The 14,129-nt window shown below is 65.1% G+C and carries 7 protein-coding genes; 5 read left to right on the forward strand and 2 right to left on the reverse strand.

Translation table 11 applies throughout. The features are described from left to right. Positions 1 to 176 precede the first annotated feature (176 nt). On the reverse strand, positions 177 to 5,153 hold the full coding sequence (locus ACQ5SA_RS04065; RefSeq protein ID WP_499312824.1) for an NAD-glutamate dehydrogenase: 4,977 nt from the start codon (positions 5,151 to 5,153) through the stop codon (positions 177 to 179). A 248-nt stretch (positions 5,154 to 5,401) separates the two neighbouring features. On the opposite strand from ACQ5SA_RS04065, the gene ACQ5SA_RS04070 reads away from it, so the two are divergent. The 3 genes from ACQ5SA_RS04070 to ACQ5SA_RS04080 are packed head-to-tail and all read left to right on the forward strand — an operon-like array spanning position 5,402 to position 10,511. Then, complete coding sequence (locus tag ACQ5SA_RS04070; protein ID WP_230112641.1) at positions 5,402 to 6,058, forward strand: TetR/AcrR family transcriptional regulator; 657 nt, start codon at positions 5,402 to 5,404, stop codon at positions 6,056 to 6,058. Then, on the forward strand, positions 6,058 to 7,323 hold the full coding sequence (locus ACQ5SA_RS04075; RefSeq protein ID WP_499312826.1) for an efflux RND transporter periplasmic adaptor subunit: 1,266 nt from the start codon (positions 6,058 to 6,060) through the stop codon (positions 7,321 to 7,323). The genes ACQ5SA_RS04070 and ACQ5SA_RS04075 overlap by 1 nt, the downstream gene beginning before the upstream one ends. 14 nt (positions 7,324 to 7,337) lie before the next feature. Then, positions 7,338 to 10,511, forward strand: a complete 3,174-nt coding sequence (locus ACQ5SA_RS04080) for a multidrug efflux RND transporter permease subunit (RefSeq protein ID WP_229978598.1) — start codon at positions 7,338 to 7,340, stop codon at positions 10,509 to 10,511. A 246-nt stretch (positions 10,512 to 10,757) separates the two neighbouring features. On the opposite strand, the gene ACQ5SA_RS04085 is transcribed toward ACQ5SA_RS04080, so the two are convergent. Continuing rightward, entirely contained in the window at positions 10,758 to 11,906 is a 1,149-nt protein-coding gene (locus ACQ5SA_RS04085; protein WP_499312827.1) for an acyl-CoA dehydrogenase family protein, read from the reverse strand. Positions 11,907 to 12,069: 163 nt separating this feature from the next. Here ACQ5SA_RS04085 and ACQ5SA_RS04090 point away from each other — a divergent pair, with 163 nt between their 5' ends. Beyond that, positions 12,070 to 12,999 (forward strand): ArsR/SmtB family transcription factor, encoded by a 930-nt coding sequence (locus tag ACQ5SA_RS04090; protein WP_089236121.1) that lies wholly within the window; start codon positions 12,070 to 12,072, stop codon positions 12,997 to 12,999. Between the two features lie 7 nt (positions 13,000 to 13,006). Then, positions 13,007 to 14,101, forward strand: a complete 1,095-nt coding sequence (locus ACQ5SA_RS04095; RefSeq protein WP_499312829.1) for a homocysteine S-methyltransferase family protein — start codon at positions 13,007 to 13,009, stop codon at positions 14,099 to 14,101. Positions 14,102 to 14,129: the final 28 nt, after the last annotated feature.

Genomic DNA, 14,129 nt, shown 5'->3' on the forward strand with positions numbered 1-14,129 from the left:
GGGTGTGCCAGCAAGAGCATACCCGGTCGTGCCGGCCGCTGGCCGGCAGCTGCACCCGGTTGCAGTTCATGCGGTTGCCGGCCAGCGGCCGGCACTACCGTGCAATGCAGAACGGCCCCGCTTTCGCGGGGCCGTTCCGGTTCACGCATGCCAGGCATGGCCTGGCACTACTTCACTTACGCGCCGTGGGCAGCCAACTGACCGAGGCGCTGCACCGCGACCGAAACGGTCGGGTAGTCCAGGGTCTTCTGCTCGGCCAGCTCAGCCAGCATCGCCAGAGTGAAACGCAGGCTGCTGTCGTCACGGCCGATCCACGCGGCCACCTTGGCTTCAGCGGTGCTGCCCTTGGTGGCCAGCACCTGGCCAGCCAGGCTGCGGTGGTGTGCGGCCAGTTCGTCGCGCAGCACGCCACGTGCCACCGCGTGCCAACGGCCATTGACCTCCAGCGCGTCGACCTGCTCGAACAGCCACGGCAGCTGCAGGGCGTCGCCCAGGCGGAAGTGGATCTTGGAGACATCCACCGGCTTCAGCTTGCGGGTACGGGCCAGTTCGATGATGTCGAACGCCGGCTCCAGGAAGTGCAGTTCGGCCAGCTGCTGTGCCAGTGCCGACGGCAGGCCCTTTTCCTTCCACTCGGCCACCAGGGCCTCGTAGGTCGGACGCTGCGAATCCGGCAGCACACCCGAAGCAACACGGATGTCGTTGAACGGACCCTGGTAGCGGTTGACCGCCTCGGTGATGCCCGGCATCGGGCCCGGGCGCGACAGCAGCCAGCGCACGAACGAACGCTGCAGCTTCCAGATCACTTCCAGCGCATCGATCTGCACCGACTCCGGCAGAGTGCCGTCGAGGGCGTCGATCTGCGCCCACAGCGCGCGGGCATCCAGCGTTTCGCGGCTGATGGTGTAGGCCTTGGCGACCTCGGCAATGGAACGGCCGGTGTCTTCCTGCATGCGCATCAGGAAGGTGGCGCCCATGCGGTTGATGGTCTGGTTGGTCACGGCCGTGGCGATGATTTCGCGCTTCAGGCGGTGACGCTCCATCGCGTCGGCATACTTCTTCTGCAGCGGGGTCGGGAAATAGCGCTGCAGTTCCTTGGACAGGTACGGATCTTCCGGGATGTCCGAATCCAGCAGCTGGGCAAACGCCACCAGCTTGGAATAGGACAGCAGCACCGACAGTTCCGGACGGGTCAGACCCTGGCCACGCGCCTTACGCTGGGACAGCTCCGCATCGGACGGCAGGAACTCGATCTGGCGATCCAGCAGGCCCTGCTGTTCCAGGGTACGGATGAAGTGCTGCTTGGAACCCAGGCGCTTGACCGCCATCCGCTCCATCAGGCTCAGGGCCTGGTTCTGGCGGTAGTTGTCGTTGAGCACCAGCGCAGCGACTTCGTCGGTCATCGACGCCAGCAGCTTGTTGCGCTGTTCGACGGTCAGCTTCTTGGCCCGCACCACATCGTTGAGCAGGATCTTGATGTTGACTTCATGGTCGGAGGTATCCACACCGGCCGAGTTGTCGATGAAGTCGGTGTTGAGCAGCACGCCGGCCTGGGCGGCTTCGATGCGGCCCAGCTGGGTCATGCCCAGGTTGCCGCCTTCGCCCACCACCTTGCAGCGCAGCTCGCCACCGTTCACGCGCAGGGCGTTGTTGGCGCGGTCGCCGACATCGCTGTGCTGCTCGCTGGCGGCCTTGACGTAGGTACCGATGCCGCCGTTCCACAACAGGTCGACCGGTGCCTTCAGGATCGCGCTCATCAGGTCATTCGGCGACAGCGCCTTGACGCTCTCGTCCAGGCCCAGCACCTCACGCACCTGCGGGGTGATCTCGATCGACTTCAGGCTGCGCGGATACACGCCGCCGCCCTTGCTGATCAGCTTGGCGTCGTAGTCCGCCCAGCTCGAACGCGGCACGGTGAACAGACGCTCACGTTCGACGAACGTGGTCGCTGCATCCGGGTTCGGGTCCAGGAAGATGTGGCGGTGATCGAACGCCGCCAGCAGGCGGATGTGGCGCGACAGCAGCATGCCGTTGCCGAACACGTCGCCGGACATGTCGCCGACGCCGACCGCGGTGAAGTCCTGGGTCTGGCTGTCACGGCCCAGTGCACGGAAGTGGCGTTTGACCGACTCCCATGCGCCGCGCGCGGTGATGCCCATGCCCTTGTGGTCGTAACCGACCGAACCGCCGGAGGCGAACGCATCGCCCATCCAGAAGCCATGCGCGATGGCCAGGCCGTTGGCGATGTCGGAGAAGGTCGCGGTGCCCTTGTCGGCGGCCACCACCAGGTACGGATCGTCCATGTCATGGCGCACGACATCCACCGGCGGCACGATCTTGTTGTTGACGATGTTGTCGGTGATGTCCAGCAGGCCCTGGATGAACAGCTTGTAGCAGGCCACGCCGTTGGCGAAGATCGCATCGCGATCGCCATTCACCGGCGGCATCTTGGCGAAGAAGCCGCCCTTCGCGCCGACCGGCACGATGACGGTGTTCTTGACCATCTGCGCCTTGACCAGGCCCAGCACTTCGGTACGGAAGTCTTCGCGACGATCCGACCAGCGCAGGCCGCCACGGGCGACGGCACCGAAGCGCAGATGGGTACCTTCCACGCGCGGGCCGTACACGAAGATTTCGCGGTACGGACGCGGCTTGGGCAGGTCCGGCACCAGGGCCGAATCGAACTTGAAGCTGATGACATGGCCATGCTGGCCGTTGGCATCGGTCTGGTAGTAGCTGGTGCGCAGGGTCGCATCGATCACGCCCATGAAGGAACGCAGGATGCGGTCCTCGTCCAGGCTCGACACGCGGTCCATCAGCTTCAGCAGCGCTTCGCGCGCGGCCTGCATCTGCGCATCGCGGTCACCCTTGCGGGCGTCGACCACGGTCTTGAGCACCTTCAGGGTGGCCTCGTCGCCGGCAGCCAGCACATCGAGGTGGGCCTTCAGCTGCGCCTGGCCAGTGGCGATGTCTTCCTTGCTTTCATGACCGGTGGCCGGATCGAAGCGGGCTTCGAACAGTTCGACCAGCAGGCGTGCCAGCAGCGGGTAGCGGGTGAAGGTACCTTCGACGTAGGCCTGCGAGAACGGCACGCCGGTCTGCAGCAGGTACTTGCAGTAGCCACGCAGCATGGCGACCTGGCGCCAGTGCAGGCCGGCAGCGAGCACCAGGCGGTTGAAGGCATCGTTCTCGGCATCGCCGTGCCAGACGCGGGCAAAGGTCTCACCGAAGGCTTCATCGACGCTGGCCGCGTCGATCGCACCGGCGGTCGACTCGACTTCGAAGTCCTGCACGTACACCGGTGCGTTGTCCACCGACAGGCGGTACGGACGCTCGGCGATCACGCGCAGGCCCATGTTTTCCATCATCGGCAGCGCGTCCGACAGCGGGATGTCATCCAGCTGGCGATACAGTTTCAGGCGCAGGCCATCGCCGGATTCGCGCGGCACGGCCTGCAGGCTCAAACGCAGGTCGTCCGGGCCGGTCAGCGCATCGAGCTGGCTGACATCGTTGGCGGCAACGGCGGTGCTGTTGTCTTCGATGTAACCAGCCGGCAGCGCCTTGCCGATACGCGCAGCGATGCGCAGGCCTTCAGCTTCGCCGTGGCGGGTGACCAGCGCTTCGCGCAGGTCGTCCTGCCAGTTGCGCAGCACCTGGGCCAGCTTCTGCTCCAGTTCGGCGGTATCGACGTCGAGCATTTCGCCCGGCTTCGGACGCACGATCAGGTGCACCTGGGCCAACGGCGATTCACCCAGCACCACCGAGCTGTCCACGTACTCGCCGTGCAGTGCTTCCTTGAGCATCGCTTCGATGCGCAGGCGCACGTCGGTGTTGAAACGCTCGCGCGGCAGGTAGACCAGAGCGGAAATGAAACGGCTGTACTTGTCGCGACGCAGGAACAGGCGGCTGCGCACACGCTCCTGCAGGCCCAGTACGCCCATCGCGGTGCGGAACAGTTCGTCCTCGCTGGACTGGAACAGTTCTTCGCGCGGCAGGGTTTCCAAGATGTGGCGCAGGGCCTTGCCGCTATGGCTGGAGCCAGCCAGGCCGGACTGCTTCATCACGTGTTCGTAGCGCTGACGCACCAGCGGGATTTCCCACGGGCGGCGGTTGTACGCGCTGGAGGTGAACAGGCCGAGGAAGCGCTGTTCGCCGATGATCTTGCCCTTGGCGTCGAATTCCAGCACGCCGATGTAGTCCATGTAGCCAGCGCGGTGCACGCGCGAACGGGCATTGGTCTTGGTCAGGATCAGCGCGTCCTTCAGCCCGGACGTGGTGTTCAGGCCTTGGGCAGCCAGAGTCTTGACCGGACGCGCGGCCGACTTGTCTTTGCCGCGCATCAGGCCCAGGCCGGTGTCGTTCAGCGGCGCCAGCACCTCTTCCTTGCCCTGCTTCTCGACGCGGTATTCGCGGTAGCCGAAGAAGGTGAAGTGGTTGTCGGCGGCCCAGCGCAGGAATTCCTGTGCTTCCTTGCGAGAGGCAGCGTCGACCGGCAGCTGGCGGCTGCCGAGGTCGTCGGCCAGTGCCAGCGCCTTGTCCTGCATCGGCTGCCAGTCGCGCACGATGGCGCGTACTTCATCAAGCGCCTTGTTGATGGCCTGCTCGATGTCTGCCATGGCTTCGGCCGGCTGGCGGTCGATCTCCAGCAGCATCACCGATTCCAGCTGGCCCTCGCCGACCTTGGTCAGCTTGCCGGCCTTGTCACGGGTGAAATGCAGCACCGGGTGGCCCAGCACATGCACGCCAACGCCATGCTCGGCCAGCGACATGGTCACGGTGTCGACCAGGAACGGCATGTCGTCGTTGATGATCTGCAGCACGGTGTGCGGCGATTCCCAACCATTGGCCTTCACCGTCGGGTTGAAGACGCGGACGTTGGCCTTGCCGGACTTGCGGGCGCGGGCGAATTCCAGCGTTTCGGCGGCAAGCGCGGCCCATTCCTCAGCGCTGTGATGGGGGAACTCGTCGGCCTCCATGCGCTTGTAGAAGCTGGAGGCAAATGCCACTGCCTCGGCCTGAGCGGCCGCGGGGTAACGCTTGCGCAAGGCCGTGTACACCGGCTCCAGGGAGAAACCAGCGGTCACTGCGACCTCCGACTCAACTGGTTTGCTTTTGTTTTTCACGGTCTTGGCTGCGGTTTTTTGCGGTTTCATGGCAGAGCGGCGCGCTTGCTCAGTTGGGAAAATGAAATTGTAGCCCTACCGCACGAAAAGGCCTTGCTGCAGGACGGAATAACCAGATTCGGGTTTGCTGCGGTTTAGACGCCCTATTCAGTTCGCACCGGTATGGGCATCGCGTTCGCACAGCGTTGCCGACAGGATCGGCAAAACGTGTTACCGGAAGACACACGCGGCGACATCGGCGATTCCACAATCCTGAACTGGACGGTATAGTCCACCGCGTGAATCCGGCCTACCTTCCTGTCGCCCTCGACGCGCGTGATGAGCGCGTGTTCGATGCCGTGCGCGAACTGCTTGCCCAACAGGGCATGCAGATGAGCATGGATGCGGTGGCCCAGCATGCTGGCTGCTCGAAGCAGACCCTGTACTCGCGCTACGGCAACAAGCAGGCCCTGCTGCGGCGGGTGATGCAGCGCCACGTCGGTCACGCGACCGGCGCCATGCTGCGTGCACTCCGCAGTGACGACCTGCGTGGCAGCCTGCTGCAGTTCGCCACCGACTTCCTGGAGCACTTCAACCAGCCCCACGTCGGCCAGGCCTGCCGCCTGATCGCCGCCGATGCAGCACAGTTTCCCGAAGAGGCGCGTACGCTGTACCGGCATGGCGCCGGCGCGCTGACGCTTCATCTTGCTGAATGGATTGAAACCGTTTGCAGTCGCGGTCTGCTGCGGCATGACGACCCGCACTTCATGGCCGAACTGCTGCTGAGCATGATCGCCGGTCAGGATTTCGACAAACAGCGCTTCCATACCCCCCATCGTGATGACGCAGCGTTGCGTCGGCGCTGGGCAGAGTTCTCCGTCGATGGCTTCCTGCGCGCATTCGCGCCGCAGCCCTCGCCGGCCCCGTCTTCAAACCAACCCCGGAGTTCCTCCTGATGACCGCCCCACTCCGCACCCTTGCCTTGACGTGCGCCGTTGCTGTCGCCGTAGCTGCCTGCAAGAAGCCGGAACAGCCGACGCCCCCACCGCCGGAGGTGGGCGTGATCGACGCCAAGCCGCAGACCCTGCCGCTGCAGCGCGAGCTGGTCGGTCGCCTGTCGCCGTTCCGCAGCGCCGATGTGCGCGCCCGCGTACCCGGCGTGCTGCTCAAGCGCGTCTATCAGGAAGGCAGCGAGGTCAAGCAGGGCCAGACCCTGTTCCTGATCGATCCGGCACCGCTGCGCGCCTCGCTCAGCGCCTCCGAAGCCCAGCTGGCTTCGGCACGCGCGACCTACGCCAACGCCAAGGTCGCCGCTGACCGCGCCCGCTCGCTGGCACCGCAGAAGTTCGTGTCCAAGGCCGACCTGGACAACGCCGAGTCGGCCGAGCGCACCGCGCTGGCCTCGGTCAAGCAGGCCGAAGCCTCGGTGACCAGCAGCCGCATCAGCCTGGGCTACACCAACGTCACCGCCCCGATCAGCGGCGTGGCCAACAAGCAGCAGGTCACCGAAGGCGCGCTGGTCGGCCAGGGGGATGTGACCCTGCTGACCACCGTGGACCAGCTCGACCCGCTGTACGTGAACTTCTCGCTGAGCGTGGATGAACTGACCCAGCTGCGTGCGCAGCAGGCCAAGGGCACGCTGGCCCTGTCCGGCGACGGCAAGGCCACGGTCAACGTCAAGCTGGCCGACGGCAGCACCTACAGCGAGCCGGGCACGCTGGACTTCTCCTCGACCACGGTCGACCCGGCCACCGGCGCGGTGTCGCTGCGTGCGGTGCTGCCGAACCCGCAGAAGATCCTGCTGCCGGGTGCCTTCGTCAGCTTCCAGGCCAACCTGGGCGAGCGCAACAACGCTTACCTGGTGCCGCAGCAGGCGCTGCTGCGTGACACCACCGGCGGCTATGTGATGGTGGTTGGCGCCGACGGCAAGGTCGTCCGCAAGAACGTCAAGACCGACGGCGCGCAGAACGGCAACTGGCTGGTCAGCGAAGGCCTGACCGCCGGAGACAAGGTGGTCGTCGCCGGCGTACAGAAGGTCAAGGAAGGCACGCCGGCCACGGCCAAGCCGTGGACCCCGGGCCAGGACGCCAACGGCAAGCCTGCCGCCGGCGCTGCTGCTCCGGGCGCGCCTGCCGCAGCTCCGGCCGACGCCAAGGCACCGGCCAAGGCTGACCAGGCCGACAAGGCCGAACCGGCCGCCACCGATTCGAACAAGCAGTAACGGGACCTTCCGTCATGCCTAAATTTTTCATCGAACATCCAGTCTTCGCCTGGGTGGTTGCGATCCTGATCTCGCTCAGCGGCGTGATCGCGATCCTCAACCTCGGCGTGGAGTCCTACCCCAACATCGCCCCGCCGCAGGTGACGGTCTCGGCCACCTACCCGGGCGCGAGCGCGGACACCACGGAGAAGTCGGTCACCCAGGTGATCGAGCAGCAGCTGACCGGTATCGATCACCTGCTGTACTTCAGCTCCTCGTCCGCGTCCAACGGCCGCGCCTCGATCACCCTGACCTTCGAGACCGGTACCGATCCTGATATCGCCCAGGTGCAGGTGCAGAACAAGGTCTCGCTGGCCACACCGCGACTGCCTTCGGAAGTCACCCAGCAGGGCGTGGTGGTGGCCAAGGCCAACGCCGGCTTCCTGATGGTGGTGGCCCTGCAGTCCGATACGCCGACCATCAACCGTGACGCGCTGAACGACATCGTCGGTTCGCGCGTGCTCGACCAGGTCTCGCGCATCCCCGGCGTCGGCAGCACCCAGCAGTTCGGTTCCGAGTACGCCATGAACATCTGGCTCAACCCGGAAAAGATGCAGGGCTACGGCCTGTCGGCCAGCCAGGTGCTGGCAGCAGTACGCGCACAGAACGTGCAGTTCGCCGCCGGTGCGCTGGGCTCCGACCCGTCGCCGGAAGGCCAGCACTTCACTGCCACGGTGTCGGCCGAAGGCCGCTTCAGCTCGCCGCAGGAGTTCGAGAACATCATCCTGCGGGCCAACGCTGATGGCTCGCGCGTGCTGTTGAAGGACATCGCCCGCGTTGCCTTCGGTGCCAACAACTACGGCTTCGACACCCAGTACAACGGCAAGCCCACCGGCGCCTTCGCGATCCAGCTGCTGCCGGGCGCCAACGCCCTGAACGTGGCCGAGGCCGTGCGCGGCAAGATGGACGAGCTGCAGCCCAGCTTCCCGTCCGGCGTCACCTGGTTCTCGCCGTACGACAGCACCACCTTCGTCAAGATCTCGATCCAGGAAGTGGTCAAGACCCTGTTCGAAGCGGTGTTGCTGGTGTTCCTGGTGATGCTGATCTTCCTGCAGAACTTCCGCGCCACCCTGATCCCGACACTGGTCATCCCGGTGGCCCTGCTGGGCACGTTCCTGGGCATGTGGATGATCGGCTTCACGATCAACCAGCTGACCCTGTTCGCGATGGTGCTGGCGATCGGCATCGTGGTCGATGACGCGATCGTGGTGATCGAGAACGTCGAACGCATCATGACCGAGGAAGGCCTGGCGCCGAAGCCGGCCACGCAGAAGGCGATGACCCAGATCACCGGTGCGGTGGTGGCCATCACCGTCGTGCTGGCGGCGGTATTCATCCCCTCGGCCCTGCAGGGCGGTGCAGCCGGTGAGATCTACAAGCAGTTCGCCCTGACCATCGCCATCTCGATGGCGTTCTCGGCGTTCCTGGCACTGGGCTTCACCCCGGCGCTGTGCGCGACGTTCCTCAAGCCGACGCACAACGACAACCCGAACATCATCTACCGCACCTTCAACAAGTACTACGACAAGATCAGCCACACCTATGTGGGCCACATCACCTCCGCGGTGCGCCATGCACCGCGCTGGATGATCCTGTTCGTGGTGCTGACCGCGCTGTGCGGCTTCCTGTTCACCCGCATGCCGGGCAGCTTCCTGCCGGAAGAAGACCAGGGCTATGCACTGGCGATCGTGCAGTTGCCGCCGGGCTCGACCAAGAGCCAGACCAACGAAGCGTTCGCACAGATGCGCGGCATCCTGGAAAAGCAGGATGGCTATGAAGGCATGCTGCAGGTGGCCGGCTTCAGCTTCGTCGGTTCCGGTGAGAACGTGGGCATGGGCTTCATCCGCCTGAAGCCGTGGGAAGAGCGCAAGTTCACTGCTCCGGAATTCATCCAGAACATGAACGGCGCGTTCTACGGCATCAAGGAAGCGCAGATCTTCGTGGTGAACCTGCCAACCGTGCAGGGCCTTGGCCAGTTCGGTGGTTTCGACATGTGGCTGCAGGACCGTAGTGGTGCCGGTTACGAGCAGCTGACCCAGGCCCGCAACATCCTGCTTGGCCAGGCCGCGCAGAAACCGGACCACCTGGTTGGCGTGCGCCCGAACGGCCTGGAAAACGCCCCGCAGCTGCAGCTGCACGTGGACCGCGTGCAGGCGCAGTCGATGGGCATGTCGGTTTCGGACGTGTACAGCACCATCCAGCTGATGCTGGCGCCGGTGTACGTCAACGACTTCTTCTACGAAGGCCGCATCAAGCGCGTGACCATGCAGGCCGATGGTCCGTACCGCACCGGCCAGGAATCGCTGAAGAGCTTCTACAGCCCGTCCAGCCTGACCACCAATACCGATGGCACCAACGCGATGATCCCGTTGAGCACGGTGGTCAAGTCCGAATGGGTCTCGGCACCGCCGTCGCTGAGCCGCTACAACGGCTACTCGGCGATCAACATCGTCGGTTCGCAGGCACCGGGCACCAGCTCGGGTGAAGCGATGCAGACCATGGAAGGCATCGTCAACGACGACCTGCCGGCGGGCTTCGGCTACGACTGGTCCGGCCTGTCCTACCAGGAAATCCTGGCCGGCAACGCCGCGACGCTGCTGCTGGTGCTGTCCATCGTGGTGGTGTTCCTGTGCCTGGCCGCGCTGTATGAAAGCTGGTCGATCCCGGTGGCGGTGCTGCTGGTGGTACCGCTCGGCGTGCTGGGCGCGCTCGCCCTGTCGATGATGCGTGGCCTGCCGAACGATCTGTTCTTCAAGATCGGCCTGATCACGGTGATCGGCCTGGCCGCGAAGAACGCGATCCTGATCGTGGAGTTCGCGGTGGAGCAGCGTGCGGCGGGCAAGACCCTGCGCGATGCCACCATCGAAGCAGCGCGCCTGCGATTCCGCCCGATCCTGATGACGTCCTTCGCGTTCATCATGGGCGTCATCCCGATGGCGATCTCCAGCGGTGCCGGCGCCAACTCGCGTCACGCCATCGGTACCGGCGTGATCGGCGGCATGCTGTTCGCCACCCTGCTCGGCCTGCTGATGATCCCGGTGTTCTTCGTGGTCGTGCGCCGCATGCTGGGTGACAAGCTGGATGAACCGTCGAAGGAATTCCTCGGCCGCCAGCGTGATGCGGAATCCGCCCACCGCCCGGATCGTTGATCCGGCGGTGAGGTGCTGAAATGAAAAAGCCCCGGAGCGATCCGGGGCTTTTTTTTGTTGCTTGGTAGCTGCCAACCTTGGTTGGCGCTTGCCGCATTTGTGCCAACCAAGGTTGGCACCTACCAGAACGGCATAGCTCGCGATCCACGACCGCGCCAATGCAGCCCCGCAGCACCTGCCATCACCATCCACGCATGGCGTGGATCTACAGCCGCCCCGCCATTGCAGCGGCGCGGCCGTTGGTGATCAACGCAGCCCGGTCTCGTTGCGGGCGATCACCAGGCGCTGGATCTCCGAGGTGCCTTCGTAGATCTCGGTGATCTTGGCATCACGGAAGTAACGCTCCAGCGGCATTTCCTTGGAATAGCCCATGCCGCCATGTATCTGCACGGCCTGGTGGGTGATCCACATCGCCGCTTCCGAGGCGGTCAGCTTGGCGATGGCGGCTTCATTGCTGAAGCGCTTGCCCTCGCCCTTCACCCATGCCGCGCGCAGCGTCAGTAGCAGGGCCGCATCCAGCTTGCACTTCATATCGGCGATCTTCGCCTGGGTCATCTGGAAGGTTCCGATGGCGGCACCGAAGGCCTTGCGATCCTTCACGTACTCCAAAGTCGCTTCATAGGCGGCACGGGCGATACCGATCGCCTGCGAGGCAATGCCGATGCGACCGGCATCGAGCACGCCCATGGCGATCTTGAAGCCCTCGCCGTCCTGGCCCAGCACGTCTTCCGGCTGCGCCACGTAGTCGTTGAACTCGATTTCGCAGGTGGCCGAGGCGCGGATGCCCAGCTTCGGTTCGGTCTTGCCGCGGCCGAACCCGGCCTTGTCAGTGTCGATCATGAAGGCGGTGATGCCACGCGCGCCCTTGTCCGGCTCGCTCATCGCGAACAGCACGATGTACTTGGCCACCGGGCCGGAGGTGATCCAGCTCTTCTTGCCGTTGATGACATAGCTGCCATCGGCCTGTTTGATCGCACGGCAACGCATCGCGGTGGCGTCCGAACCCGACTGCGGCTCGGTCAGCGCGAACGCACCGATGGCCTCGCCCTCGGCGATGGCACGCACATACTTCTGCTTCTGCGCTTCGCTGCCATGGGTCAGGATGCCGTTGCAGAACAGCGAATTGTTGACCGACATGATGGTCGAATGCGCAGCATCACCGGCGGCGACCTCCACCATCGCCAGCACGTACGCGATCGGGTCCATGCCTGCGCCGCCATATTCGGACGGCACTTCGATGCCCATCAGGCCGTTCTCGCCCAGCAGGCGGATGTTGTCCAGCGGGAACTCACCCGTACGGTCATGGTGCTCCGCGCTCGGGGCGATCTTCTCCTGCGCGATGCGACGCGCCACGTCCTGCAGCATCAACTGCTCTTCGGTAAAGCTGAAATCCACAACACCCTCCCGGGTACATGATGTTATGGGCCGCGCAGCGCGCGCCCAGGTGCCCCGATTGTACCGGGGCCGCGCATCGGCGGCTGACTCGCGGGGAGCTGCGACTTGACCGCAAGGGGTACGGTCGGCGAATATATCTCTATATCGCGATAGGTAGATATTTATGGATCTGGAAGACTGGTCGACTCGCCTGAAGGTGTTCGCCGACGCTACCCGCGTGCGCCTGTTGGCGCTGCTGGAGCAGGAAGAGCTGACCGTGGCCGAGCTCTCGGCCATTACCCGGCTGGCACAGCCGCGGGTGTCGACTCATCTGGCACGCCTGAAGGAAGCCGGCCTGGTGCGCGACCGCCGCGCAGGCGTGTCGGCCTATTACCGCTTCGACGAGGCCCAGCTGGACCCGGCGCAGCGTGCATTGTGGCATGCCCTGAGCAACGGAAGCGACGACCCGTTGCTGCGCCAGGATGCTGAACGGGTCGCTGCGGTGCTCGCCCACCGCGCTTCCGACCAGAACTGGGCCGACAGCGTGGCTGGCGACATGGAGCGCCACTATTCCCCAGGGCGTACCTGGGAAGCGCTGGCGCGCACCGCGCTGCCGTTGCTGGAAACCGGCGACGTGCTGGATATCGCCTCCGGTGACGGTGTGCTGGCCGAACTGGTCGCCCCGCATGCCCGGCGCTACGTGTGCATCGACACCAGTGCGCGCGTGGTGGCCGCCGCCAGCGAACGCCTGCGCCGCCTGCCGAACGTGGAAGTGCGCGAGGGCGATATGCATGCCCTGCCCTTCAAGGACCGCAGCTTCGACCTGGTTGTGCTGATGCACGCCCTGACCTACGCCAGCAAGCCAGCGCAGGCGGTCACCGAGGCCGCGCGCGTGCTGCGCCCGGGCGGTCGCCTGCTGCTGTGCAGCCTGGCCCGTCACGAGCACAAGGCCGCGGTCGATGCCTATGGCCACGTCAACCTCGGCTTCAGCGACAAGGAACTGAAGAAGTTCGTCGACAAGGCCGGCCTGCAGGTATCCAACCTGGAAACGGTCACCCGCGAAAAGCGCCCGCCGCATTTCGAAGTGATCTCGCTGATCGCCAACAAGCCCTGAGGTCGACATGCCCGCCCTGCCCTGGCTGCACCCGGAACGTGTGGAATCGCTGCTCGCTGCCCTGCGTGATCGCATCCTGATCATCGACGGCGCGATGGGCACGATGATCCAGCGACACGGCCTGCAGGAAGACGACTACCGGGGCGAGCGCTTCGCCGACGGCTACGACCATGCCCATGGCCCTGGCTGCGACCATGGCGGGACACCGCAAGGCCACGACCTGAAAGGCAACAACGACCTGTTGCTGCTGACCCGGCCAGAGGTCATCGCCGGCATCCACAGCGCGTACCTGGAAGCGGGCGCGGACCTGGTGGAAACCAACACGTTCAACGCCACCTCGGTCAGCCAGGCCGACTACCACCTCGAACACCTGGTGTACGAGTTGAACAAGGCAGGTGCTGCCGTCGCCCGTGCCTGCTGTGATGCGGTAGAGGCGACCACGCCGGGCAAACCACGCTTCGTCATCGGTGTACTCGGCCCGACCAGCCGCACCGCTTCGATCAGCCCTGACGTGAACGATCCCGGTTTCCGCAACACCAGTTTCGATGAGCTGCGCGGCACTTACCGCGAAGCCATCGATGGCCTGATCGATGGTGGCGCCGATACGATCATGGTTGAGACCATCTTCGATACGCTCAACGCCAAAGCCGCGTTGTATGCCATCGAGGAAGCCTTCGATGCACGTGGCGCGCGACTGCCGATCATGATTTCCGGCACCATCACCGATGCCTCCGGGCGCACCCTGTCCGGGCAGACCGCCGAAGCGTTCCAGGCGTCGCTGGCGCATGCACGGCCGTTGTCGATCGGCCTGAACTGCGCGCTCGGCGCCGACGCCATGCGCCCGCATGTGGAAACCCTGTCGCAGGTGTCGGACTGCTACGTCAGTGCCCATCCCAATGCGGGCCTGCCCAATGCATTCGGTGAGTACGACGAGACACCCGAGGAAATGGCGGCCACCCTGCGCGGCTTTGCCGAAGACGGCCTGCTCAACCTGGTCGGCGGCTGCTGTGGCTCCTCCCCGGACCACATCCGCGCGATCGCGCTGGCGGTGGCCGGGCTGCCGCCGCGTGCCCTGCCTGTCGTCCAGGTCCAGGCCGCATGAACACCCCTGCCATCCACTTTCCGCCCTG

Origin of the sequence: Stenotrophomonas indicatrix, assembly GCF_050573115.1 — a bacterium.
GTDB classification, from domain to species: domain Bacteria; phylum Pseudomonadota; class Gammaproteobacteria; order Xanthomonadales; family Xanthomonadaceae; genus Stenotrophomonas; species Stenotrophomonas lactitubi_A.

Excerpts from the sequence above, each read along its gene's own strand:
- ACQ5SA_RS04065 (WP_499312824.1), bottom strand. The coding sequence starts at position 5,153 with ATGAAACCGCAAAAAACCGCAGCCAAGACCGTGAAAAACAAAAGCAAA.
- ACQ5SA_RS04075 (WP_499312826.1), top strand. The coding sequence starts at position 6,058 with ATGACCGCCCCACTCCGCACCCTTGCCTTGACGTGCGCCGTTGCTGTC.
- ACQ5SA_RS04080 (WP_229978598.1), top strand. The coding sequence starts at position 7,338 with ATGCCTAAATTTTTCATCGAACATCCAGTCTTCGCCTGGGTGGTTGCG.
- ACQ5SA_RS04090 (WP_089236121.1), top strand. The coding sequence starts at position 12,070 with ATGGATCTGGAAGACTGGTCGACTCGCCTGAAGGTGTTCGCCGACGCT.
- ACQ5SA_RS04095 (WP_499312829.1), top strand. The coding sequence starts at position 13,007 with ATGCCCGCCCTGCCCTGGCTGCACCCGGAACGTGTGGAATCGCTGCTC.